Genomic DNA, 19,192 nt, shown 5'->3' with positions numbered 1-19,192 from the left:
ATGGCACAATCGCCTCAACGTTTTGGGTGGTGGTCACTTAAAGCGTCCTTGATTCGCAGCGCGGCTGCGGCTTTTTCCCCAAGAGGAGAACCATGAAGAAACTGAATAAAGTGGCGATGATGTTTGCAGTCGCTGCGCTCGCCACTGCCGCCGGCGCGCAGACCCGTGTCACCGCTGCTGATGGCGGTCCTACGATCGACAATTGGCAAAACGGCACCGGCGAACTGGTTTGGAAGAACGGCACGAACGAACTGTGCTGGCGCGATGCCAACTGGACGCCGGCTACCGCCGCCGCCGGTTGCGACGGCGCTCTGGTTCCGGCAGCTCCTGCTGCAGTGGCTCCCACCCCGGGCGCTCCGGCTCCTACGCCTGCACCTCAAGTCGCTGCTTCGAAGGTTACCTTCGCTGCTGACGCATTCTTCGACTTCGACAAGTCGGTTCTCAAGCCTGAAGGTCGCGCCAAGCTGACCGATCTGGTCTCGAAGATCCGTGACGTCAACCTGGAAGTGATCATTGCCGTGGGTCACACCGACTCGATCGGTTCGGACACGTACAACCAGCGTCTGTCGGTGCGCCGCGCCGAAGCCGTCAAGGCCTTCCTGGTCTCGAAGGGCATCGAACGCAACCGCGTCTACACCGAAGGCAAGGGCGAGAAGCAACCTGTTGCGGACAACCGCACCAAGGAAGGCCGCGCCAAGAACCGTCGCGTGGAAATCGAAGTGGTTGGCACCCGCGCCAACAAGTGATTCGATTGAATCGCTAAAAAAAACCCCGCCTCGGCGGGGTTTTTTTATGCCTGTCGAATTCTTGCTAGAGGAGCGAGTGCCCGCTGATGTTCTCCGGCGCATTCTCCGTTTCATAATCACGGCATGACAGAAAACGTGAATGCCGATCCGGCGGAACTCGCCAAGTTTTCGGAACTTGCCCATCGCTGGTGGGATTTGGACAGCGAATTCCGCCCGCTCCACGAAATCAATCCGCTCCGCCTGGAATGGATCGACGGTATTGCACCCATTTCCCAGCGCAAGGTGCTCGATATCGGCTGCGGAGGAGGAATCCTTGCCGATTCGATGGCCCGAAAAGGCGCCGACGTGCTCGGAGTCGACCTGGCGAGCAAGGCGCTCAAGGTGGCCAAGCTGCATGCGCTGGAGGCCGGCACGAAGGGCGTCAAATATCGGGAAATCAGCGCGGAAGCGCTGGCCGCGGAGCAGCCAAGCAGTTTCGACGTCGTGACCTGCATGGAAATGCTCGAACACGTACCCGAGCCCGCTTCGATCGTTCAGGCCTGTGCCACGTTGGTCAAGCCTGGTGGCTGGGTGTTCTTTTCGACCATCAACCGCAGCCTCAAGTCCTTCATGCTGGCGATCGTCGGCGCCGAATACGTACTTGGCATGTTGCCGCGTGGCACGCACGAGTACGCCAAGCTGATTCGCCCCAGCGAACTTGCCGCCCATTGCCGCGCGGCCGGTCTCGATTTGCGGCATACGCGGGGGATGGAGCACAACCCGCTGACGCGGCGCTATTGGCTCAGCGGCGACACCAGCGTCAACTACATGTTCGCGACGCAAAAGCCGGCTTCGGCGGGTTCGCAAGCGTGACGGGCGCAGCAGTGCAGGCCGTGCTGTTCGACCTGGACGGCACGCTGATCGACAGCGCGCCCGACCTGGGCGCCGCAGCCGACAAGATGCGCACCGATCGCGGCCTCGAGTCCTATCCGCTGGAGCGCTACCGGTTCATGGCGGGCGCCGGCGCGCGGGGCATGCTCGGCGTGGCGTTCGGCATCACGCCCGAGGCGCCGGAGTTCGCCGAACTGCGGGAAGAGTTCTTCGTTGCCTACGAAAACCGCATGCTGCTCAACACGCAGGTGTTCGAGGGCGTGCAGGCGCTCATCGACGCCATTTGCGCGCGCGGCCTGGCCTGGGGCGTGGTTACCAACAAATCGGCACGCTTTACCGATCCGCTGACCCGCGCGATTCCGCTTTTCAGCAGCGCAGGTGCTGTCGTGAGCGGCGATACGACGCCTTTTTCCAAGCCCCACCCCGAGCCTTTGCACGAAGCGGCGCGCCGGCTTGGAATTCCGTCCAGCGCCTGCATCTATGTGGGAGACGACGAACGCGACATCATCGCGGGCCGCGCCGCAGGCATGAAAACCGTCGCCGCGACCTACGGCTACATGGGACCGCAGGCCGATGCCACGCTCTGGGAGGCGGACGCCGCAATTTCTTCGCCCTTGGAGCTCTTGCAGTTTCTCAACCTGGCCTAAAATAGAAGCCTTGGGGCTGCACTGGTTTCGACGTGGGTTCGGAGTCGCAGCGGGGCATGTCGAGCTGAATGCGCTCGTAAAACAGATTCAAACAAACTAACTGCAAACGACGAACGTTTCGCACTCGCTGCTTAATTGCCAGTGAGCCTTGCAACAGTTGGCCGATGGGCTGGGCAAGGGGGTCTGGAGCAATCCTGACCTCCCGGCTGCAAGGATAATTACATGGGCTGGCTCCGATCCGGGTACCTTGGGTCGGGGCGAGAAAATAGGGTGCTGGCGTCCGGTTTAGCGTGTGACTGCGCGACTCCGGAAGCGAGACTCAAATCAGATCACTAAACATGTAGAACTGCGCGATGAAGGCTTGCGGACGGGGGTTCAAATCCCCCCAGCTCCACCATCTAAAACGGTCAACGCCAATGAAAGACCATTGGCGTTCGCCCCTCCAAACCGCCTGGAACCGTCCAAAGTTGGCGTTCGGTTCGCACGTATTTCGCACGCAGGACGGGGGAAATTCGCACGCGGCCATCACGCCACCGCCTTCAGTTTGGCCTTCGGCTTCTGATAGTCCTCGCCGATGAACTTCCCGTAAGTCTGGAAGACCATCGTCACATCGGCATGACCGAGCTGTTGGGCGACGTACCAGGGGTTCGTCCCCGCTGTCAGGAGCGCGCTGGCGTAGGTGTGGCGCACCTGGTAGGGGTTGCGGTAGCGGATGCCCGCCCGGCCCACCAGCGGCACCCACAGTGTCTTGCGAAGCTGCGCATCGGTTTGCCACGCCTTGCCAGTGCGCGGGTTGAGCCAGATGTGCTCGCCGGCCAGCAGGCTCGCGGGCTTCTGCGCCTCCAGGGCCTCCATCGCCTCGGGGTTCAAATCCATCGTTCGGATCCCGGCTTCCGTCTTCGGCCCCTTCTCTACACCGGCCACCTGGTTCAGGTCAATCAGCGCCGTAGCGGCCTTGAAGTCGATCTTGGCCCAGCGGAGTGCCAAAAGCTCGCCGGGGCGCAGTCCGGTGGCAAACCAGAACTGCACCAGTGGGTGCTCGTCCGGCCGGGCGTGCGCGAGCAGCGTTGCACGCTCGTCGGCCGTGAATGGGTCAGCCTCGTACTCGCTGGGCTTGGAGGTCTGCTTCAGCAGCTTGGTCAGGGCGATTCGCTCGAATGGGTCGAAGGCGATCAGGTCGTCATTCAGGGCATCTTCGAACACGCTCCGCAGCGGCGTCAGGAGGTTGCGGGCAAACTTGGTCGTCACGCCCATCTCGCCGATCCAGTCACGCAGCGCGCTCGGCGTGGCCTCGGCCAGCGTTTTCTTGCGCCACTCGCTCATGCGTTCGCTCTTAATGGCCTTCCGGTAGCCATCCAGCGTGCTCGGCGAGAGCGTCTTGTTCTGAACCTGCTTCTCGTAGGTTTCCAGCTGGTCGTCGAGAAGCTTGCCGATCAGTACGTGCTTGGACGCCTTGCCGAACCGCTTCACCTTCTCGCTGCCCGGGAAGTAGTCGGCGTAGACGAAAACGCCGTCCTTGATCTTGCGCTGGATCTCCGACCGCAGGCCAGAGGCATACTGGAGCGCGCTCTTGGTGATCTTCTGCGGCGGCAGCAGCTCGCGGCATTCGGTGTTCCTGTAGCTGAAGGCGATCTGGATCCGCTCCTCGTGCTTGAACTCCCGGATGCTCACGCCGCGCGGACAGTCGAAGGCTGGTTTTCCACCCATCTGTTGTACTCCTCGGGGTTGATGTAGAGATTGCCGTCCGGCCCGAGGCGGCACTGTACGCCATCCATCCAGACCCGCTTCCGGCGCCTGGCGTGCACGGCGTCAGGGGTGTCCCCGGTGGCGTCGCAGTGCTTGGACAGCTTCACCCAGCGGTAATGTGCTTCGTTCGCGCTCATGCATCCACCTCAAAATGGTTGTGCTTGCGGCTGTTCTCTGTGTGGGTGAGAACCTGTAGGTTGGACTCGACGTGCAGTCCCGAGACTTCGCGGCCGTTCAGCGGTATGTCGTGGTCAACTTGGTGCAGAATGCCAGTCTCGGCGGTCAGCCGGCGTGCCTCAGCGTAGATCGCTTTGATTGCCTTCTTGTCGGCCCACGGGGGCATTCGCTTGAGCGCTTTCGCCCGCGCATTGCCCCCGTAGTAGTTGCGTGGCGAGTCGATGGCGGCGGCTGCCGCCCTGTCGGGGTCGGCTGGCCGTAGCCACTTCATGACCTCGACCAGGTTGTAGCGTTTGGCCTTCATCCATTCGGACGTGATCGTAGGCATGCCCTTGGCCTCAAGGCGGCGCACCGTCGATTCGCTGATCTTGAGCCGCACGCAAAGCTCTTGGCGAGTTAGATTGGTCAATCCCCGTCCTTCCTGTGACTAGAACGCCCGCGCTGCTCGGCGTAGGTCGTCGCGCTCATCCCTCACCCCCGGTAGCCCTTATTGCAGCGTCAGCGTTTCTCCACTTGAGATGGTTGCGCGTGTAGATCACGAACAAGGCGAGACACAGCGGCAGGAAACCATAGGCCTGCGCCGCGTAAATCCAGATGAGCCACAAGCACTGGATGCCAAGGCCGAACAGCCATGCATAGCGCCATAGGTTGCCCGTCAGCACAGACATGAGTAGCGAGCAGGCTGACAGCAGCCACGGCAGGTAATCGCGGATTGTGTTCATGGAGTGCCCCTTATTGCAGCGGCCACCTCTTGCTCGAAATCGACGGGGTAGCCGCCTGCGTACTTGATCGCTGCGTCGTTGGCGAGGTCGGCGGATAGCTTTGCCGCGCGCTCTGTGGCTGCGTCGAACATCGCGCGCATCTGGTCGGCGGTGTAGCCGCGCACCGGTATGGCGCCGGAAGGATGGTCTTGCCACAGCAATATCACAGCTTCCGGCATCAGCGCCTCAAACTCTGCTTGCAGTGTGGTCATGATGGCCTTCCGTATTTCTTCGCCAGCGCACTGCCTTCGAGCGCATAGTTACGCCCGCCGAGGTGAACCAGCTTTTCCTTGGTGACGCGCTCCTTTGCTCGGCGCTGCGCGTTGTGAGCGGCCTCCCAGCCGGTGTTCGCATGCTTCCAGTCACGCAGAGCGGATGCCCAGTGCTTGTCTGTCGGCGGCGTATCGAACCATTTGGCGAAGGCTTCCAGGAAGCCGTCACGAAAGGTCAGCCAGTCGCAGCAAGTGCCAGCCGGGCGGTACTCGTCGCGGTGCTTTGGAGTGCTCACGGCTTTACCTCCTGCGCTGCCCTGGCTGCGTCAATGGCGGCGCGAGCTGTCGGGTGCGATCCTTTTTGATACTCGGTGCGCTCCGGGTCGTTCTCATCGATCCAACTCAGCCAGAAGCCGTTCGTGCCTTCGCTGACTACGCAGTTGTCCTGGCCGGTCAGCCAGTCCAGCCGCGCAGCGTCTTCCCTCAGCGCGGCAATCTCTGCCTCGGCGTCGGAGAGGCGGACGATCAAGGCGAGCGCTTCTTCCTGAAGCTGCGACTGCACGACGACACGCTGCACCTTGTACGTCATGAACCGCTCCGGGTAATCGCAGAGGTGCCTAGCCAGCCACTCGTTTGCTTCTTGTTCTGGGTTGTGAGAATCGTCGCGACTGAAGCTCATGCAGTACGCGCCGTCGTCCCGGGCAACTCGCCATTCGGCGCGGCCCACGCACAGGGCGCGAATCGCCTCCAGGCCCTCGGGCGCTGGGGTTGCGGCGAGGGCGGCATCCATGGCCATCACGGCGTCGCACAGGACGCGGACCCCGTATGTCGTGATGCCTTTGCAGTCGCGCAACGTGAGCATGTTTCTGGCGAGATTCACCGCGTCAGCACGGTTCAACGTTTGCACGGCGCCTGCCGCACGATCCTTAATTCCACGCAGGGCGTCAATGAGCCAAGGCAGGCCCACGTTCCCACGGTCGCATTGGAAGAGGATCGCGTCGATAGCTTGAAGCGGCGCTTCACTCGCCTGCGCAGCGCCTGCCGCTGGCGGAGTCTCTGCCGGTGCGATGGAATCGAGGAACGCGGTCAGCGATTCGTACCACGCCATGCCTGTGTCCATGTTGTTTGGGCCACGAGCCATCCACCACGTCTCCTGAAGCAGATCATTCAGCAGCGGGTAGGCAGTCGTGAATTGCTGGCCTTGATGCTCGGGCTCTGCCGGTGCGCTCGTGAGTGCGAGCAAGGCGCGAGCGAATGGCAGCGGTCCCGTGGTGTGGTCGTTCTCATCGGTCGGAATGCTGCACTCGCGCCATAGCGCCATGATCTGCGCATCGCTCGGCTCGGCTGCTGCGCCTGCATGGGTGGCGAGGAAGGCGAGATTCGCACGCACCTTGTCGGAATCGTGGCAGCCCTTGAACATCAAGCATGCGGCGAAGGGATGGAATTCGTTCGGACCGCAGCGCATGCCGCACTCTTGGCAGACAACGGACGATTTCATGGCTTGTCTCCTTGGGGTTGGGCTGCAGGGGCGGGAGGCATTGGTTGCCAGTGCGTCACGACTCCATCGCTTTGCGGGCTGATGAACGACAGTGTTTCGCCGACAGCGGGGTCTTCGTACCAGCCCTCGGGCTCAAAGCTGCCGTCTTCGGTGTTGTCCGTCTCCACGTCTTCATCCCAATGGCCAGCTTCGATGGTGTGCTTCGGGGCATGGTGGGCGCGAACCACTCGGCCCTTGCCATGGGTGTTGCGGAAGAAGGCGAGCACGGCTACGCCAGGGCCGGGCAACCGCTCATCGACGCTGATCCACCACTCTGCCTTCCCTCCCTGCTTGGTTGCGGAGAGAGCGGCACGCAGGCGGTCCACTTCGGCGAGTAGCGCTTGCATCGCTTCGGGGTTGCAAGCGGCGATGTAGCGGGCGTTTTGCTCTCGGTACGTCGCAGTCACTCCGTTGCCCATCTGTTTCGGATACCACGTCAGCAGGGCAATGGCTTCGCTCGAATGGTCGAACACTTCAGTGTTGAACAAACCTTCATCGTTCCGGCGATGAGCCTGCATCCACGGCCCTGTCGTAGGCCCAGCAGCAAGCGCTTCACGAATGGCGCGCTCAGCCAAGCAGTCCCCATCAAGGCGGGTCATGATGCGGCTCCGGTTGCTTTGGAAATCGCAGCGGCGTAGGCGTTCAGCGCGTCTGCGATCAGTTGTGCCATCTCCTGCCGGTCATCGCTAAAGCCAGTCGCCGGGTTATAGGCACAGGTGCATACGGCGAGCCCTTGCGCCGTTCGGACGGAGTACTTTGTGTCATCCGTCTTGCCGTAAACGACGAACGGCCCGGCGCTCATACTCGCGCCCCCGTAGCGGCGGCGATGGCAGCGAGGGCGTACTCGTGCATTTGGTCGGCGGTGTAAGCATCGAGAATGCCAAGCCCTTCGCGATGGGGTACGCCGTCATACGCCTCGGGAAGTTCAGGCAATACAGCACTCCCCCCGCCACTACTACCAAGGGGGAGTTCGCCGGTTTCGCCAGAAGCGCCAAGCACTTGAGCGATGCGGTAGGTGGGTTCGGTGTTCATGCAACTTCCCTCGGCATCGATTCGGTTTGGTTTGCTTCGCGGTCGGCCTTTTGCAGGCGCTTGATCGCCGAGCGCAAGGCCGAGTTGGGCTTGAGGTAGTTCCAGACGAACATCTTTTCGTCGCTGTCGTCGATGCCGGAAACCTGCTCGTAGGCCGCGACTTCATCGCCATCGGTGAACTTCAGGATCGCCAGATCGCAGGCTTCGCGCAGTTCTTCCTCGCGCTCCTTGGTGATGCTGGAGACTTCATCGGGAGCGCCGCGCGTCGGAGAGTGGCGGGGCACTTCGGTCGCCTGCACTTCGATGATCCGCTCGGCCTCGTCCTGATCGAAGATGCCGACAAAGCCGAACGCCAGGCGCGCGCATTGAATCAGCGCCTTGTGGCGCAGCATGCGGTAGGGATGCGATTGCCACGGGCCGACAGGGCGTTTGCACTCCACCATGTACTCGGTCACGCGGATCGGATGGCCCCGGTCCTTGCGGTGGATCGTGCAAGTGCAGCTTGCTTCGTCCTGCTCGAAGTCGATGCCGTCGAACTGGGCATGACTGTTGATGATCCGGCTCCAGCCGTCCACGCCGACCACGGGCACGATGCCGTTGTTCTTGTCGGGGAAGGCGTAGATTTCCTTCGTCCAGGGGTTGAGGCCGTATTGATTGGCGACGATCAGCAGCGCCATCATTTGCTGGTCGGTGACTTGGCCCTTGAAGGCGGTGGCCTTCAGGGTGTCGATCATCCCGGAGCCGTCGCCGATGTCGAGACGCGCGGCGAGCTTGTTGGTAAGGGTTGCGAGTTGAGTGCTCATAGCAGTCTTTCAGGGAAGCCCGTGAATCACCGCAGCAACAAGCCCGGTAACCACGAAGATGATTGCGAAGAAGGCGGTCAGGACGGTTGCAAACGAAGCCGATGGCATCTCGTCTGCTGCGTCTCGGTTGTCGCCGACAGGGTTGTGGATGGGGTTCATGCGGCCACCTTTTCGCGCTCAAGTTGCGCGTTCTCGTCGGCCTCACAGCAGCCGCCGTTGTATTCGGCGCTGACCTCAGTCCACGATGCTCCGCAGTGGCTGCAAACGTGCAACTGGTCGAACTCAACGCCGACGCTTGCCACAGCATCCACATGACGCTTGATGTCCTTGGCAATCTCATCGCAGCGGTCTTGCCAGTCACGCTCGATTTGCTTCTGAGCCTCAGGGCCGCGTCCATAAACCAGACCGAGCCCTGCGCGCACATAGCCGAAGTCGCCCAGATCGCGAGGCTCCGCGACTACGCGGAAGTTTTCCTTAATGCCTAGCGCTTTCATACTGCCTCCACCGTGTGCTCGATGCACGTCAGCTTGCTGATCTTCTCGTCGATGCGAGCCAGCTTGGCGCCCATCTCCAAGCGGATTTGCCGCTTCTGCTCTTCAAGAGCGGCAACCATCTGGGGCACTGGATTGAAGTCATCGGGAACGTCGATTTCAAAATCACGCGCTCCAATGACAACCCGCCCACCGTGCTCCGACATGTCGAACGGGAAAATCTCATAGGTCGCGTGGTCGTCCCAGACTTCCTTGCAGTAGTGGACGATGCCCTTGACGATCTGCTTAGCCATGCTCACTCCTTACTCGCGACAGCCGCCGCTTCTTGGTTGTTGAATGCCGCAAACTCAGCGGCGCGGTCGTTCGATACCTCGGCAGTCAGCGCGAGCGCATCGGTTTCGTTCGGCATGTCGAGCCTTGCGGCAGCGATGTACGCCGACAGCACGAACAGCACTCCTGCAATGCCGTAGGCGCAGTCGGAGATGGTGCGGAGGATGGCGGTCATGCAATCTCCGGCTCTGGCAGAGTGAACTCGTGTCGGTAGCCTTTCAGCATCCGCTTGAACGCTGCCGAAGCAATCACGCGCAAGTTGTCCTTGCCGAACGTGCGGCCAGCCGGATCGACGAAGCTACGCAGGTAGAAGGTGCGCTCGGGGTACTTGCCCGGCTTGAACCGTCCGACGACATGCAGAACCATCTTTCCCATGGCGTCGGCTTGCCATTCCTCGTCGTATTCGTCGGACTCGCATCGAGTTCCTGGGCGCCATGTGTCCACATCGGCAGCAAACTCGCCGTCGAATGGGCCGTCATACTTGTCACGCACGAACGGGAAGGCAACCTCGTGCGTTTCCATGATGCGGTTGTCTTTCATGCAACCTCCGCAGCCCAAGCCGCCAGCGCGCGCAGCCTCGCTTCATACATGCCAAGCAGCACATGCCCGACAATGGAAGGATCACCAGACCTCACCGCAGACAGCAGCGCGTCATCGCAGCAAAGATCGCCCAGTTCCATCGCGTTGAACTCGCGGCGGTGGCGGGTAAGGGCAGCGTCGTAGTCGTACAGGCGCTGTTCGTCCGCTGCGTCAAACGTGCGGTCGAGATAGGCAGGGCCAGAATCGCGGCGCTCGATGTGGGGGTAGGCGTTCACGATGCGTTGTCCTTCACGATCTGCTCGTCGATGGCGACAAGGACTTCTTGCGCGTGAGCAATGACGCGCTTCACCGCTTCCCGGTGCGGCTCACTGGCCCAGCCGTGCATACGAGGATCAATGGCGCGACCAAGACTGCCGTTGTTGATGATTTGCAGCACGCAATCCAATTCACTTGCGTAGGTTTCGACATCGAGGCCGCGGTGAGTGCGCAAGATGGCGACCGGATGGCTTGTGCTAATGCCGCTCATTTCGCCACCTCAAGAGCCAGCTCGTTGCCAGCAAGAAACTCAGCCCAGACCATCTGCGCTTCTTCACCGTCAGAGATAACGACAGTGACCGAATCAAGGAACAGCGCCGTTTCGATGTTGAAGAGGTAGTTCATGCGGCACCGCCTTCTGCCGCCTTGCGTGCCGCTCGCGCCTTTGCACGCACTTCGGCCTCGGCGGTTTCAGCGACGTACTTGCGATCACGAAGCCACTCCAGCGCCTCCGAATCGCCGCGAAAGAACATCTTGGATGCGATAGGTGCCGCAAGGATGCCAGCCAGTTGCGGCTCGAGGGTCTTGAGCGCGGGCTCCGTGGTGCAGACTTGAAGCCAGCCGGCCAGGCAATGAGTGGTCCCGCAAACCGCTTCTTCGGCGCAAGTGCGGCCCCTCCATTCATCAGTGCCGTGCCAGTGGCCCATGTTCAGGCGCGCTTCGTCGTCGAGCACGATTGCGCGCACCTTGTCCAGGCTTTCGATTGCCTGCTCTGGCGTGGCCCGCGGGAGAGGCTTGCCATCGGCATCGCTCAGGTAGGCACCGCGCAGGTCGGCACCGCTCAGGTAGGCACCGCGCAGGTCGGCACCGCTCAGGTAGGCACCGCGCAGGTCGGCACCGCTCAGGTAGGCACCGCGCAGGTCGGCACCGCTCAGGTCGGCACCGCTCAGGTAGGCATCGCGCAGGTCGGCACCGCGCAGGTCGGCACCGCGCAGGTCGGCATCGCTCAGGTAGGCACGAGCTTGCGTCGCCTTCTCCAGCGCATGGCGCATGTAGAGGCCCGATTCCATGCCCTCGGGCGCATCGCACTCGAAGAGAACGGCGGCGGCGTTCCAGCGCGACACGATCTTGATCTTCGCGGCGCTCATGCGGTCACCTCGTGCGCATGGAAGGCTGTGGAGATGTCGAACGTCTCCTTCACCAGCTTGCGATTCACCTCGCCGTCTCGGGCGTTCAGGATCGCGTCGGAGTGCTGCTCGACGATGCGGAACAGAAGCTGCTCGGCAGTCGCCTTCTCGGCTTGCGTCGGCTTGCGGGTCTTGGGCTTGGTGGTCATCTTCTTCACTGCTCCAGGTTGGTTGGCGAGTGAATGAAGTATGGCTCAACCCAACTACCTGGTCAAGCTGGACCAGACTTACACGTCAGAATATGAAGTCATTAAGGGTTCGGTTTAACCCGACGAGACGGCATAAGCGCCCATGAAAAAGCCGCCTCAAAGGGCGGCTGTCAATGTGAAAAGACGTACTTGCTAGTAAGTCGTGCAGTTCATCTGGTTCCCCAGCCTGTTGCAGTTAGTCGTCCTTGGGCGGTTCTGCTGGAGCATCAATTGCTGCTGTTGCTGCTGTTGTTGGAGCAGCATCTGCTGGTTCTGCATGTTCTGGAGTGCGATGCCAGCATCTGCCCTGCGGCGATCTTCGTCCGCGGCCCGTGCCTGAGCATTCTGTTGGTCGCTTGCAGTTAAGTTGCCTCTCAGCTTCTGCATGTTTTCGAGCCTGGCGCTGTTGTACTCGCCATAGGTCAATTCTCCAGCGTAGAGTTTGGCCAGGAGCAGGGTGGTGCGCTGGCCGCTGCTCTCCAAATCAAACACGATATTGCCTGGCATGTTTGCCCGGCGATAGTTCGCCCCTAGTGATAGGCATTGATCTCTGGCGGCGCTGTATGCGCTCAGAGCTTCTTTTTCTTCGCCTGTTGCCCTCGACTTGTCCGTGAGCATCTGCAGAGTTGGCTGTCCCGACTTCCCGATGCCGGTTTTGTCGGCCAAGTGGGTGATGATGTAAGGGTCCTCCGACAAGCGCTTCATGCACCCAGTGGTTGGGTCGTTCGCCAGGATTTCCCCAGGAGATGGGGTGCGCCGCACTTGGCTACCTGGAGTGACGCAGCCAACCAGGCTACCGGCGCATATTGCAAGCGACAGCGCCGCAATGGTGCTCTTCCTCATCCTTGTACTCCTTGCGCAGCCTGCGCGGCAGTTTTGAATCGGTGTCTGTGCAGGCCGAGTGGCCCAGAAGGCAGGAGAAGCCTGCCTTTATAGCGTCAGCCGCTTTGTCCAGATCTGAGTCGAAGGAGCCGCACACACCAGTCGTCTGTGTGCCGTCCTCGTGCTCCATGATCCAAATTAGTCCGCGTGTGCCGGAGTACCGGGCTCTCTGCCCGATCTCGTCAACGGCCTTTTGCACGCTGGCGCCGTGGTTTGGCGCCTTCAACGGAATCACTATGCCCACTGGCCACATCCTTTTCCTTGGTCACCCACTCTCTGAAACTGTTGGATTCTTTTTCATTAGTATCAGTATGTGAATCGTTCACAGTTTTGGTGCTTTCCCTGTCAGGCTTTTTACTACTCGCATGGATGGGGGATGGCATCGGAGGCGTTCGGGTGATTGGCATCTTTGCTTCTACTGCTGAGTCCGGCGCAGCTTCGCCCATCATCTTGGCAAGTAAGGCCCGACGCTGGTCGGGAGTGAGCATTTGGATAGTGGTTTCGGCCTGAATCAGGTTCAAGTCTGCCTTTATATCCCCGAAGACCAAATAATCAGAGCTTATATTCAGTTTTAAGCATATGACACGGAGCTGGTCCGCCTTGGGGTAATGGCGGTCATTTTCCCAATCGGACACGGATGCCTTTGACGCGTCCTTGCCGTTCTCGCCCGCGCCCTTGCCCAGTTCAGTGCCGCTGAGCCCTGCCTTCTGTCGCGCCTCTTTAAGGCGTGCGCCAAACCCGAAGTTGTGATTACTTACCATGCCCGGAGCATAAGGACAGGCTTCTTCATGCCGAAATATTGGTACGGTTGAACTTGACCTAAAGAGTTGGGGTGAGCCATACTCAGGACATGCGTAATCCAGTTCTTGAGTCCCTATTCGAGCGCCGCGGCTCACAGATCGCCGTTGCGGTCGCATTGGATGTCTCCAAACAAACGGTGAACGACTGGCGCCGGCAGGGCTTCGTAGCCCCGCGACACGCGGCGAAGTTCGAAGAGTTCACCGGCATCGCACGCGAACAGGCTTGCCCTGTTTTCCCGTGGGGCACTCGCAAGCGCACCAAGCAGAAAGCCGAGGCCTGAGATGGGCCAGTTCGAAATCTTCGCCGCGCAACTGGTGGTTGAGACCGCTATCCAGACTGCTTTGATTGAAGCGCAGCGTCTATTTGCCGAAGCGAATCCAGGAAGGCTTCCAGCATCTTCGGCTGAGCTGCTTGAAATGCTGCCTGCCCAAAAGCTGCAGTCGATTCGATCTTCGCAATCACATCTCGAAGCGGTATGCCGTGCAAATGAAGCACATGAAGCAGCCCGAAGAGCACTGAGCGATACGTCGCTGAGACATCTGATTGCAGTTGGATCTCCGCTTCCAACCGAAGGAGGCGCTTTGTGATTTCTTCCTCGTCCATTTTGTCGGCCCCTTTCAAGAGCATGCGTGTTGTGGAACTCGCATTGTTCCTTGAAAGAGGGCGGGCACCCCTTTAGAGAGCCGCCATGGACGCCTTCCTGATCTTCCTCGGCATCTGGCTTGTCTTCATCGTCATGCCTTGCTGGATGGCGGGCGGCACTTGGATTGCTCGCGCTAACGAGCAGATCGGCGAGCCCGAGTAAGGCGGCGGTGTGTACGTGTTGCATATGCCGCCTATTTTTTTCCCCGCCAGTGACAACGACTGACAAGAGGTGTTTTCAGTGAATTTCACACCAGAGAAAAAGCAGCTCACGATTGACTTCGAGCCGGGCCTCATCGAGCGGCATCGCAACCTTCGTGACTGCATCGGCGCTGGCATCTATCGCCGCGGCCTTTCCACCTGTGCCATCGACCTCAACGAGTCGCCCGGCAACCTGAGCAACCAACTCAGCGACGAATCGCAGCGCAAGTTCGGCGTCGATGAATTCGAGCTCTACCTCGAAAAGACGCAGGACTACACGCCCATCTACTACCTGATGGCGAAGTTCCTGCACAAGCCCGAAGTCGAGAACTCGGCTGCATTGCAGGCGCTGCCCGAAGCAATGGCGGCACTCCAGGCGCTCATGAAGAAGGCGGGACTGGCATGAACACTGAACTCACCGATTCCATGGTCGCAGACATGGACGAAACCGCAGACTGGATGCATCAGCCCGCGCAGACCAGCGTCTTCAACTGGCGCGGCACCCCCAGCACCGTAGGCGCCCAGCTTCGCCCTCATCGCATCGACCGCAGCACCGAATCACGCCGCTACTGCTACCCGGTTGAAGGCCAAGCCGCTGGCGAGAAGTCGTTTCATCGGCGCCAGGCCATCCGGTTGGGTGGGATATAGCAGTGGCCCGTATCCGCACGATCAAGCCCGAGTTCTTCACCAGCGAAGACATTGTGAGCCTCAGCCCGCTCACACGCTTGCTGTACATCGCAATCTGGTGCGAGGCCGACAAGGAGGGGCGTCTTGCTTGGAAGCCGCTCACGTTCAAGCTGCGCTATTTCCCCGGCGATGCATGCGACATCCAGGCCATGTGCCAGGAGATTGTCGATTCGGGCCTGGTGGTGTTGTACGGCGAAGGCTACGGCGTTATCCCGACCTTCAAAGCACACCAACACATTAACCCCCGCGAGAGCGAATCAAACCTGCCAGAACCTGTCGCGATCACCACGCGTAAGGCACGCGTCACGACGCGTCAACCACGCGACAGTGACGCACAGGTAGGAAGGGAAGGGAAGGGAAAGGAAGGAGATACACGCGACGAATCGCGTGATGACCTTCCGGTTGGCTTCGCCGACTTCTGGAAAGCATGGCCGATCACTGACCGGAAACAAGCCAAGGGCAAATGCCTGGACGCTTGGAAAAAGGCGAGCGCTGAGCGTGACGCTGCGGGGATCCTGGCCCATGTGGAAAGCCTGAAGTTGTCGGCGAGCTGGACGAAGAACAGCGGCGAATTCATCCCCGCGCCGCTGGTCTACCTCAACCAGCGCCGATGGGAAGGCGCCGAAGAAGCCGCTACGGCCGCGCATCAGGAGTCATTCGTATGACCGGCCTCGAAGCCCTTCAAGCCATGCGCCGGACTCGCCGAGTGCCGCGCTGCGTCTGGGTCACGGATGGCGATGACACCCGTGAGCGGGACTGGAACGACGAACCGAACTATGCCGATATGCAGCGCCATGCCGTGCTGTCCGTTGCGGCGAACGACATCCCAGAAGCGCTGGACTTCCGGTGCTGCATCGGCTTGGAAGTCCATGTTGCCGGCGACCGCGGCGAGGCCCGCGCCCGTCGCATCCATGCCGCACTGATCGACGCCGAAGCAAAGCGCGTCATCACCTCGATCTACACGCCGCAAGGCATCGAACTACTCACTCACGGAATCTGACATGGCCGAAATCATCACCGAAGACGAAATCGACTTCGAGCGCTACGAGAAGGAAACCGACCACAAGCAGAAGGTCAAGCCGGCCGCGCTGTGGGTCGAAGAACTGATCGCCCGCATCAAGTCGCCCGTCATCCAGCCGCGCGCCGTCATGCCCTGGCGCAAGACACACCAACTGGTCCAGTTCCGACCGGGCGAGGTGACGGTATGGGGTGGCGCCAACGGGCAGGGCAAGAGCCTTGTCACTGGGCAGATCGCGCTTTCCCTTTGTGCGCAAGGCGAGAAGGTGTGCATCGCCAGTTTCGAAATGAAGCCCATGAAGACGCTTGAGCGCATGGGCCGACAGTGGTCTGGCGAGAACCCGGACCACCCCGCTTTCCGTGGACACCAAGAAGCGCAAAACCGGATGATCGACTTGTACGAGCAGTTCCGCGACTGGACGAATGGCCGCCTGTGGCTGTACGACCAGCAGGGCACTGTGTCTGCCACTCAGGTCTGCGCCGTGGTCCGCTACTGCGCCAAGGAGCGCGGCATCACGCACTTCTTTGTGGACAGCCTCATGAAGTGTGTTGCTGAAGAGGACGACTACAACGGCCAGAAGCGGATCGTGGACGAACTGACCGCCATTGCCCGCGACTACGGCATCCACATCCACCTCGTCCACCACATCAAGAAGCCGGCGAACGAGGATCACAAACCCACGAAGTACGACTACAAGGGCTCCGGCTCCGTCACCGATCAGGTGGACAACGTCATCAGCGTCTGGCGCAACAAGATCAAGGAAAAGGCCCGCGATGACGGCAAGCAAGTCAGCGACGGCGAACCCGACGCGCTCCTGATTTGCGACAAGCAACGACACGGCGAGTGGGAGGGAAAGATTGGCTTGTGGTTCCACAAGGACTCGATGCAGTACCTCGGTGTGTGCGGCGAAGACCCGCTGTCCCTATACCTGCACCCGGAGGACTGAGATGAGCCAAGCCCTAGCCCTTTTGAACATGCTCGCCGAAGGCGTGCCGCTCACCGTCAACCAGATGGCCGAGCGTACCGGCTGCACCGTCGCGCAGACCCACGATGCGCTGCAATCCCTGCGCAAGCGGAAAGCAGTCGGAGCCATGGATACGCCGTACCAGATGACGAAGGAAGGCGCCGAGTGGTTGCGGTCGCACACGGCGCGACTTGTCCGGCTGGAGAAACAGCGCGTAGAGGCCAAGGCCGCAGTTGCTGCAAGAAAGGCCGAACTCGAACGCCGCGGCCGGAGTTCTCCCGGAGTTCGCCCGATGACCGACGAGCAGCGAGAGGCAATCCGCGTTGCCAGGCTCGACCGCCGCCGCGAGAGGCGCCAAGTTGATCGGCTCACCGCCGCAGGCCGCCGGGAAGTGGAAGACGCTGATCTCCAGCTCGTGCAGAAGATCGTCGCCGCGTCGCTCAAGCATGACCCGATGATCTTGGGCATCGCCCAACGTCAGCCGGCGCTTCAGGCTGCATGGGGAGCAATGGCATGAACACGATCACCCTCTGGCTGCTCATCGCATCAGGGACCAGCTACGCCCCGGCACGCGTTGTCGAGCGATTCGTCTCGCCGACCGATTGCCAAGAAGCCCGCGCGCGCATCGACAAGGCAAGCACCGGCCGTTTTGAGTGCGTCGAGGCGAAGGTCTACAAACCATGAACTGCCTCAACTGCTCCAACTGGTCCCTCAAGGACTCGCCCCTGCGCGTCTACGGGTACGGGAAATGCCGCGCTCTCAACGCCGACGAAAACCCGGGCCGCTCGTTCTCGTCGGAGAACGTGTGCCGCTTCAACAAGTTCGCCCAGGCGCCGGCTGAGACGGTGGCGAAGCGGGAAAAGGTGATCGGATGACCACATTCACCCTCGTAAACGCACAGCAAGGCCACACCGCCATGCAATCCGCATGGATGCAAGCTAAGGCGCTGCTGATGGCTGGGCATCGTCTACGGCTCACGGTCAAGGAAGAAACCCGCACCGAAGGGCAGAACCGCTTCTTCCACAAGCTGGCCGGCGAGGTCGCCAAGACCGGCGTTGAGTGGCAGGGCAAGAAGCGTACCGCGGCGCAATGGAAGGTGCTGCTCGTGTCCGGGCATGCCGTCGCCACGCAAGAGGGCGCCGAGATCATCCCCGGCCTCGAAGGCGAGTTCGTGAACATCCGCGAGAGCACCGCCCTCATGAGCATCAAGCGCGGGGCAAGCCTCATCGAATACACGCTGGCGTTCTGCGCTATGCATGGCGTGCCGGTTCCGGCGATGGACGGGCAGGAATGAACATCATCCGCTCCGACGATTACTGGCCCGAGCCAAGCCTGCTCGGCATGTCTGGTGCTGCACACGCCGTGTCAAACGACCCGACGCACGAAGACGAAGCGATCCGGCTGCTTCACGAGGCCGTCAAAGAAGTGACCGGGAAGGCCGTCGAACCGGCACCCAAGGCGCGGATTGGATTCCTGCCGTGACCCTCTCCCGCCTCCGCACAACCTGCCCTCACTGCAAGGTGAAGTTCTCCGAAGAGGACCGCGCCCAGCATCGCCGCATCCACCCCGCATGCATCCCTGCCTATGCCGACTCTCAGGAAGCCAAGGCACAGAGGAAGGCCGAGAAGCAAGCGCGGATGGCTGCGAAGGTGGAGAGGGCGATTGATCGGCAGAGGCGGGTGGAGCAGAAGCGCATCCCCGACCTCGTCAGGGAGGCGCAGACGGCTTTCAACGCATTCATAAGGGAGCGAGATCGTGACCAACCCTGTATCTGCTGCGGACAGCCTCTTGGAACGGGCAGTGTCGGAGGCGCTTTTGACTGCGGCCATTACCGAAGCGTGGGATCAGCTTCACACCTTCGGTTCGACGTTCGTAACGCTCACGCGCAACGAAAACACTGCAATAGGTACGGGGCCGGGCGAGCCGTTGATTACCGCATTGGTCTCATCGCCCGAATCGGTCTATCCGCAGTTGAAGCCCTGGAGGCAAGCAACGTGCCCCACAAGTGGGAGCGAGACGAATTGATCGCCATCAAGGCGATGTATGTGCAGAAGCTCAAGGAACTACGGAAGGAACAAGCATGACCGGCTTTTTGGACCGCTACGACACATCCATCGACATGGACGCAGTGTGTATCCATTGCAACCGCCCCTACAGCGTTCACTGGGGGATGCGGTGCGAAGAAGACGGCGCGGTCGCATTCGAGGAGAACCCCAGCCCCATGGCGGCGGAGGTCCAACGTCTGCGTGCTCTGGCCGCTACCTGCTACGCCGGCCTGGGGGCCGAGTGCAACCTTCCGGAAGCGTGGCTCGATGTGCTGAACGCTGCAGCCAATGGCGAGCCGTTCGATACGGAGGGCCTGCTGCCATTCAAGCACGAACCATTCCCCATCCTCGACCCATCGTTACTGGAGGTGGGTAAGTAATGTGGGAATACTTCGCGCTTATCCACAACCCTCTAAACAGAGACCTGATT

The 19,192-nt window shown here is 60.9% G+C and carries 39 protein-coding genes and 1 other RNA gene; 18 read left to right on the top strand and 22 right to left on the bottom strand.

Annotated features, from left to right (window positions below; translation table 11 throughout):
* Positions 1–92 precede the first annotated feature (92 nt).
* The 4 genes from ompA (at position 93) to ssrA (ending at position 2,660) form a co-directional block, all read left to right on the top strand.
* On the top strand, positions 93–746 hold the full coding sequence (gene ompA / locus QFZ42_RS17005) for an outer membrane protein OmpA (RefSeq protein ID WP_307702081.1): 654 nt from the start codon (positions 93–95) through the stop codon (positions 744–746).
* Between the two features lie 123 nt (positions 747–869).
* The gene (gene ubiG / locus QFZ42_RS17000) at positions 870–1,598 is read left to right on the top strand and encodes a bifunctional 2-polyprenyl-6-hydroxyphenol methylase/3-demethylubiquinol 3-O-methyltransferase UbiG (RefSeq protein WP_307702080.1); all 729 of its coding nucleotides are present in this window, start codon (positions 870–872) and stop codon (positions 1,596–1,598) included.
* Positions 1,595–2,263 carry an HAD-IA family hydrolase gene (locus tag QFZ42_RS16995; protein WP_307702079.1) on the top strand — a complete coding sequence of 223 codons (669 nt, stop codon included), beginning with the start codon at positions 1,595–1,597 and terminating at the stop codon, positions 2,261–2,263. The genes ubiG and QFZ42_RS16995 overlap by 4 nt, the downstream gene beginning before the upstream one ends.
* Before the next feature lie 12 nt (positions 2,264–2,275).
* Positions 2,276–2,660: a transfer-messenger RNA gene (ssrA, locus tag QFZ42_RS16990) on the top strand.
* Positions 2,661–2,788: 128 nt separating this feature from the next.
* Here the strand turns inward: ssrA and QFZ42_RS16985 are convergent.
* The 22 genes from QFZ42_RS16985 to QFZ42_RS16880 form a co-directional block, all read right to left on the bottom strand.
* Entirely contained in the window at positions 2,789–3,970 is a 1,182-nt protein-coding gene (locus QFZ42_RS16985; RefSeq protein WP_307702078.1) for a site-specific integrase, read from the bottom strand.
* Complete coding sequence (locus tag QFZ42_RS16980) at positions 3,931–4,146, bottom strand: excisionase (protein ID WP_307702077.1); 216 nt, start codon at positions 4,144–4,146, stop codon at positions 3,931–3,933. Before QFZ42_RS16980 ends, QFZ42_RS16985 begins: the two co-directional genes overlap by 40 nt.
* Positions 4,143–4,595 carry a hypothetical protein gene (locus QFZ42_RS16975; protein ID WP_307702076.1) on the bottom strand — a complete coding sequence of 151 codons (453 nt, stop codon included), beginning with the start codon at positions 4,593–4,595 and terminating at the stop codon, positions 4,143–4,145. The genes QFZ42_RS16980 and QFZ42_RS16975 overlap by 4 nt, the downstream gene beginning before the upstream one ends.
* Positions 4,596–4,650: 55 nt before the next feature.
* Positions 4,651–4,908: a hypothetical protein gene (locus tag QFZ42_RS16970; protein WP_307702075.1), complete on the bottom strand. Its 258-nt coding sequence runs from the start codon at positions 4,906–4,908 to the stop codon at positions 4,651–4,653.
* Entirely contained in the window at positions 4,905–5,159 is a 255-nt protein-coding gene (locus tag QFZ42_RS16965; protein ID WP_307702074.1) for a hypothetical protein, read from the bottom strand. Before QFZ42_RS16965 ends, QFZ42_RS16970 begins: the two co-directional genes overlap by 4 nt.
* A complete protein-coding gene (locus tag QFZ42_RS16960) occupies positions 5,156–5,455 on the bottom strand; it encodes a hypothetical protein (RefSeq protein ID WP_307702073.1) in 300 nt (99 codons plus the stop codon). Before QFZ42_RS16960 ends, QFZ42_RS16965 begins: the two co-directional genes overlap by 4 nt.
* Positions 5,452–6,657: a hypothetical protein gene (locus tag QFZ42_RS16955; protein ID WP_307702072.1), complete on the bottom strand. Its 1,206-nt coding sequence runs from the start codon at positions 6,655–6,657 to the stop codon at positions 5,452–5,454. The genes QFZ42_RS16960 and QFZ42_RS16955 overlap by 4 nt, the downstream gene beginning before the upstream one ends.
* The gene (locus QFZ42_RS16950) at positions 6,654–7,295 is read right to left on the bottom strand and encodes a DUF551 domain-containing protein (protein WP_307702071.1); all 642 of its coding nucleotides are present in this window, start codon (positions 7,293–7,295) and stop codon (positions 6,654–6,656) included. Before QFZ42_RS16950 ends, QFZ42_RS16955 begins: the two co-directional genes overlap by 4 nt.
* Before the next feature lie 199 nt (positions 7,296–7,494).
* Entirely contained in the window at positions 7,495–7,728 is a 234-nt protein-coding gene (locus QFZ42_RS16945) for a hypothetical protein (RefSeq protein WP_307702070.1), read from the bottom strand.
* Positions 7,725–8,531, bottom strand: a complete 807-nt coding sequence (gene bet / locus QFZ42_RS16940) for a phage recombination protein Bet (protein ID WP_307702069.1) — start codon at positions 8,529–8,531, stop codon at positions 7,725–7,727. Before bet ends, QFZ42_RS16945 begins: the two co-directional genes overlap by 4 nt.
* Positions 8,532–8,540: 9 nt before the next feature.
* A complete protein-coding gene (locus QFZ42_RS16935) occupies positions 8,541–8,690 on the bottom strand; it encodes a hypothetical protein (RefSeq protein WP_307702068.1) in 150 nt (49 codons plus the stop codon).
* Positions 8,687–9,025: a hypothetical protein gene (locus QFZ42_RS16930; RefSeq protein ID WP_307702067.1), complete on the bottom strand. Its 339-nt coding sequence runs from the start codon at positions 9,023–9,025 to the stop codon at positions 8,687–8,689. Before QFZ42_RS16930 ends, QFZ42_RS16935 begins: the two co-directional genes overlap by 4 nt.
* The gene (locus QFZ42_RS16925; RefSeq protein ID WP_307702066.1) at positions 9,022–9,315 is read right to left on the bottom strand and encodes a hypothetical protein; all 294 of its coding nucleotides are present in this window, start codon (positions 9,313–9,315) and stop codon (positions 9,022–9,024) included. Before QFZ42_RS16925 ends, QFZ42_RS16930 begins: the two co-directional genes overlap by 4 nt.
* Positions 9,316–9,317: 2 nt before the next feature.
* A complete protein-coding gene (locus tag QFZ42_RS16920) occupies positions 9,318–9,527 on the bottom strand; it encodes a hypothetical protein (protein WP_307702065.1) in 210 nt (69 codons plus the stop codon).
* Positions 9,524–9,892, bottom strand: coding sequence for a hypothetical protein (locus tag QFZ42_RS16915; RefSeq protein ID WP_307702064.1), 369 nt, complete (start codon positions 9,890–9,892; stop codon positions 9,524–9,526). Before QFZ42_RS16915 ends, QFZ42_RS16920 begins: the two co-directional genes overlap by 4 nt.
* Entirely contained in the window at positions 9,889–10,167 is a 279-nt protein-coding gene (locus QFZ42_RS16910; RefSeq protein WP_307702063.1) for a hypothetical protein, read from the bottom strand. Before QFZ42_RS16910 ends, QFZ42_RS16915 begins: the two co-directional genes overlap by 4 nt.
* Entirely contained in the window at positions 10,164–10,418 is a 255-nt protein-coding gene (locus QFZ42_RS16905; RefSeq protein ID WP_307702062.1) for a hypothetical protein, read from the bottom strand. Before QFZ42_RS16905 ends, QFZ42_RS16910 begins: the two co-directional genes overlap by 4 nt.
* The gene (locus QFZ42_RS16900) at positions 10,415–10,552 is read right to left on the bottom strand and encodes a hypothetical protein (protein WP_307702061.1); all 138 of its coding nucleotides are present in this window, start codon (positions 10,550–10,552) and stop codon (positions 10,415–10,417) included. The genes QFZ42_RS16905 and QFZ42_RS16900 overlap by 4 nt, the downstream gene beginning before the upstream one ends.
* Positions 10,549–11,295, bottom strand: a complete 747-nt coding sequence (locus QFZ42_RS16895; protein WP_307702060.1) for a pentapeptide repeat-containing protein — start codon at positions 11,293–11,295, stop codon at positions 10,549–10,551. The genes QFZ42_RS16900 and QFZ42_RS16895 overlap by 4 nt, the downstream gene beginning before the upstream one ends.
* Positions 11,292–11,483 (bottom strand): hypothetical protein, encoded by a 192-nt coding sequence (locus tag QFZ42_RS16890; protein ID WP_307702059.1) that lies wholly within the window; start codon positions 11,481–11,483, stop codon positions 11,292–11,294. Before QFZ42_RS16890 ends, QFZ42_RS16895 begins: the two co-directional genes overlap by 4 nt.
* 192 nt (positions 11,484–11,675) lie before the next feature.
* Positions 11,676–12,365: a hypothetical protein gene (locus QFZ42_RS16885; RefSeq protein ID WP_307702058.1), complete on the bottom strand. Its 690-nt coding sequence runs from the start codon at positions 12,363–12,365 to the stop codon at positions 11,676–11,678.
* Between the two features lie 221 nt (positions 12,366–12,586).
* Positions 12,587–13,165, bottom strand: coding sequence for a helix-turn-helix domain-containing protein (locus QFZ42_RS16880; protein ID WP_307702057.1), 579 nt, complete (start codon positions 13,163–13,165; stop codon positions 12,587–12,589).
* Positions 13,166–13,236: 71 nt separating this feature from the next.
* Between QFZ42_RS16880 and QFZ42_RS16875 the strand changes: the two genes are divergently transcribed.
* The 14 genes from QFZ42_RS16875 to QFZ42_RS16810 all read left to right on the top strand — a co-directional run bounded on the left by QFZ42_RS16875 (position 13,237) and on the right by QFZ42_RS16810 (position 19,142).
* Entirely contained in the window at positions 13,237–13,485 is a 249-nt protein-coding gene (locus QFZ42_RS16875; RefSeq protein WP_307702056.1) for a YdaS family helix-turn-helix protein, read from the top strand.
* Between the two features lies 1 nt (position 13,486).
* Positions 13,487–13,792, top strand: coding sequence for a hypothetical protein (locus QFZ42_RS16870; RefSeq protein WP_307702055.1), 306 nt, complete (start codon positions 13,487–13,489; stop codon positions 13,790–13,792).
* 296 nt (positions 13,793–14,088) lie between these two features.
* Positions 14,089–14,454, top strand: a complete 366-nt coding sequence (locus QFZ42_RS16865; RefSeq protein WP_307702054.1) for a hypothetical protein — start codon at positions 14,089–14,091, stop codon at positions 14,452–14,454.
* The gene (locus QFZ42_RS16860; protein ID WP_307702053.1) at positions 14,451–14,696 is read left to right on the top strand and encodes a hypothetical protein; all 246 of its coding nucleotides are present in this window, start codon (positions 14,451–14,453) and stop codon (positions 14,694–14,696) included. The genes QFZ42_RS16865 and QFZ42_RS16860 overlap by 4 nt, the downstream gene beginning before the upstream one ends.
* A 2-nt stretch (positions 14,697–14,698) precedes the next feature.
* Positions 14,699–15,400 (top strand): hypothetical protein, encoded by a 702-nt coding sequence (locus QFZ42_RS16855; RefSeq protein WP_307702052.1) that lies wholly within the window; start codon positions 14,699–14,701, stop codon positions 15,398–15,400.
* Entirely contained in the window at positions 15,397–15,735 is a 339-nt protein-coding gene (locus tag QFZ42_RS16850) for a hypothetical protein (RefSeq protein ID WP_307702051.1), read from the top strand. Before QFZ42_RS16855 ends, QFZ42_RS16850 begins: the two co-directional genes overlap by 4 nt.
* Before the next feature lies 1 nt (position 15,736).
* Positions 15,737–16,699, top strand: a complete 963-nt coding sequence (locus QFZ42_RS16845; protein ID WP_307702050.1) for a DnaB-like helicase C-terminal domain-containing protein — start codon at positions 15,737–15,739, stop codon at positions 16,697–16,699.
* Position 16,700: 1 nt separating this feature from the next.
* Complete coding sequence (locus QFZ42_RS16840; protein ID WP_307702049.1) at positions 16,701–17,234, top strand: helix-turn-helix domain-containing protein; 534 nt, start codon at positions 16,701–16,703, stop codon at positions 17,232–17,234.
* A complete protein-coding gene (locus QFZ42_RS16835; RefSeq protein WP_307702048.1) occupies positions 17,231–17,401 on the top strand; it encodes a hypothetical protein in 171 nt (56 codons plus the stop codon). The genes QFZ42_RS16840 and QFZ42_RS16835 overlap by 4 nt, the downstream gene beginning before the upstream one ends.
* Positions 17,398–17,592 (top strand): hypothetical protein, encoded by a 195-nt coding sequence (locus QFZ42_RS16830; protein WP_307702047.1) that lies wholly within the window; start codon positions 17,398–17,400, stop codon positions 17,590–17,592. Before QFZ42_RS16835 ends, QFZ42_RS16830 begins: the two co-directional genes overlap by 4 nt.
* A complete protein-coding gene (locus QFZ42_RS16825; protein ID WP_307702046.1) occupies positions 17,589–18,011 on the top strand; it encodes a recombination protein NinB in 423 nt (140 codons plus the stop codon). The genes QFZ42_RS16830 and QFZ42_RS16825 overlap by 4 nt, the downstream gene beginning before the upstream one ends.
* Positions 18,008–18,199 (top strand): hypothetical protein, encoded by a 192-nt coding sequence (locus tag QFZ42_RS16820; RefSeq protein WP_307702045.1) that lies wholly within the window; start codon positions 18,008–18,010, stop codon positions 18,197–18,199. The genes QFZ42_RS16825 and QFZ42_RS16820 overlap by 4 nt, the downstream gene beginning before the upstream one ends.
* Positions 18,196–18,801 carry a recombination protein NinG gene (locus QFZ42_RS16815; protein WP_307702044.1) on the top strand — a complete coding sequence of 202 codons (606 nt, stop codon included), beginning with the start codon at positions 18,196–18,198 and terminating at the stop codon, positions 18,799–18,801. Before QFZ42_RS16820 ends, QFZ42_RS16815 begins: the two co-directional genes overlap by 4 nt.
* Positions 18,798–19,142, top strand: a complete 345-nt coding sequence (locus QFZ42_RS16810; RefSeq protein WP_307702043.1) for a hypothetical protein — start codon at positions 18,798–18,800, stop codon at positions 19,140–19,142. Before QFZ42_RS16815 ends, QFZ42_RS16810 begins: the two co-directional genes overlap by 4 nt.
* Positions 19,143–19,192: the final 50 nt, after the last annotated feature.

It is taken from the genome of Variovorax paradoxus, from assembly GCF_030815855.1.
Taxonomy (GTDB): domain Bacteria; phylum Pseudomonadota; class Gammaproteobacteria; order Burkholderiales; family Burkholderiaceae_C; genus Variovorax; species Variovorax paradoxus_M.
Note: the sequence above shows the minus strand (reverse complement) of the source record. Positions and strands in the feature narration are given on the sequence as shown.

Bases quoted from the DNA above. Each gene is read 5' to 3' on its own strand.
- QFZ42_RS16890 (WP_307702059.1), bottom strand. From the start codon at position 11,483: ATGACCACCAAGCCCAAGACCCGCAAGCCGACGCAAGCCGAGAAGGCG.
- QFZ42_RS16850 (WP_307702051.1), top strand. From the start codon at position 15,397: ATGACCGGCCTCGAAGCCCTTCAAGCCATGCGCCGGACTCGCCGAGTG.
- QFZ42_RS16810 (WP_307702043.1), top strand. From the start codon at position 18,798: ATGACCGGCTTTTTGGACCGCTACGACACATCCATCGACATGGACGCA.
- ompA (WP_307702081.1), top strand. From the start codon at position 93: ATGAAGAAACTGAATAAAGTGGCGATGATGTTTGCAGTCGCTGCGCTC.
- QFZ42_RS16820 (WP_307702045.1), top strand. From the start codon at position 18,008: ATGAACATCATCCGCTCCGACGATTACTGGCCCGAGCCAAGCCTGCTC.
- QFZ42_RS16945 (WP_307702070.1), bottom strand. From the start codon at position 7,728: ATGAACACCGAACCCACCTACCGCATCGCTCAAGTGCTTGGCGCTTCT.
- QFZ42_RS16905 (WP_307702062.1), bottom strand. From the start codon at position 10,418: ATGAGCGGCATTAGCACAAGCCATCCGGTCGCCATCTTGCGCACTCAC.
- QFZ42_RS16860 (WP_307702053.1), top strand. From the start codon at position 14,451: ATGAACACTGAACTCACCGATTCCATGGTCGCAGACATGGACGAAACC.
- QFZ42_RS16980 (WP_307702077.1), bottom strand. From the start codon at position 4,146: ATGAGCGCGAACGAAGCACATTACCGCTGGGTGAAGCTGTCCAAGCAC.
- QFZ42_RS16920 (WP_307702065.1), bottom strand. From the start codon at position 9,527: ATGACCGCCATCCTCCGCACCATCTCCGACTGCGCCTACGGCATTGCA.
- QFZ42_RS16900 (WP_307702061.1), bottom strand. From the start codon at position 10,552: ATGAACTACCTCTTCAACATCGAAACGGCGCTGTTCCTTGATTCGGTC.
- QFZ42_RS16840 (WP_307702049.1), top strand. From the start codon at position 16,701: ATGAGCCAAGCCCTAGCCCTTTTGAACATGCTCGCCGAAGGCGTGCCG.
- QFZ42_RS16965 (WP_307702074.1), bottom strand. From the start codon at position 5,159: ATGACCACACTGCAAGCAGAGTTTGAGGCGCTGATGCCGGAAGCTGTG.
- ubiG (WP_307702080.1), top strand. From the start codon at position 870: ATGACAGAAAACGTGAATGCCGATCCGGCGGAACTCGCCAAGTTTTCG.
- QFZ42_RS16870 (WP_307702055.1), top strand. From the start codon at position 13,487: ATGGGCCAGTTCGAAATCTTCGCCGCGCAACTGGTGGTTGAGACCGCT.
- QFZ42_RS16835 (WP_307702048.1), top strand. From the start codon at position 17,231: ATGAACACGATCACCCTCTGGCTGCTCATCGCATCAGGGACCAGCTAC.
- QFZ42_RS16950 (WP_307702071.1), bottom strand. From the start codon at position 7,295: ATGACCCGCCTTGATGGGGACTGCTTGGCTGAGCGCGCCATTCGTGAA.
- QFZ42_RS16885 (WP_307702058.1), bottom strand. From the start codon at position 12,365: ATGAGGAAGAGCACCATTGCGGCGCTGTCGCTTGCAATATGCGCCGGT.
- QFZ42_RS16845 (WP_307702050.1), top strand. From the start codon at position 15,737: ATGGCCGAAATCATCACCGAAGACGAAATCGACTTCGAGCGCTACGAG.
- QFZ42_RS16955 (WP_307702072.1), bottom strand. From the start codon at position 6,657: ATGAAATCGTCCGTTGTCTGCCAAGAGTGCGGCATGCGCTGCGGTCCG.
- QFZ42_RS16895 (WP_307702060.1), bottom strand. From the start codon at position 11,295: ATGAGCGCCGCGAAGATCAAGATCGTGTCGCGCTGGAACGCCGCCGCC.
- QFZ42_RS16925 (WP_307702066.1), bottom strand. From the start codon at position 9,315: ATGGCTAAGCAGATCGTCAAGGGCATCGTCCACTACTGCAAGGAAGTC.
- bet (WP_307702069.1), bottom strand. From the start codon at position 8,531: ATGAGCACTCAACTCGCAACCCTTACCAACAAGCTCGCCGCGCGTCTC.
- QFZ42_RS16830 (WP_307702047.1), top strand. From the start codon at position 17,398: ATGAACTGCCTCAACTGCTCCAACTGGTCCCTCAAGGACTCGCCCCTG.
- QFZ42_RS16985 (WP_307702078.1), bottom strand. From the start codon at position 3,970: ATGGGTGGAAAACCAGCCTTCGACTGTCCGCGCGGCGTGAGCATCCGG.
- QFZ42_RS16935 (WP_307702068.1), bottom strand. From the start codon at position 8,690: ATGAACCCCATCCACAACCCTGTCGGCGACAACCGAGACGCAGCAGAC.
- QFZ42_RS16880 (WP_307702057.1), bottom strand. From the start codon at position 13,165: ATGGTAAGTAATCACAACTTCGGGTTTGGCGCACGCCTTAAAGAGGCG.
- QFZ42_RS16825 (WP_307702046.1), top strand. From the start codon at position 17,589: ATGACCACATTCACCCTCGTAAACGCACAGCAAGGCCACACCGCCATG.
- QFZ42_RS16970 (WP_307702075.1), bottom strand. From the start codon at position 4,908: ATGAACACAATCCGCGATTACCTGCCGTGGCTGCTGTCAGCCTGCTCG.
- QFZ42_RS16915 (WP_307702064.1), bottom strand. From the start codon at position 9,892: ATGAAAGACAACCGCATCATGGAAACGCACGAGGTTGCCTTCCCGTTC.
- QFZ42_RS16930 (WP_307702067.1), bottom strand. From the start codon at position 9,025: ATGAAAGCGCTAGGCATTAAGGAAAACTTCCGCGTAGTCGCGGAGCCT.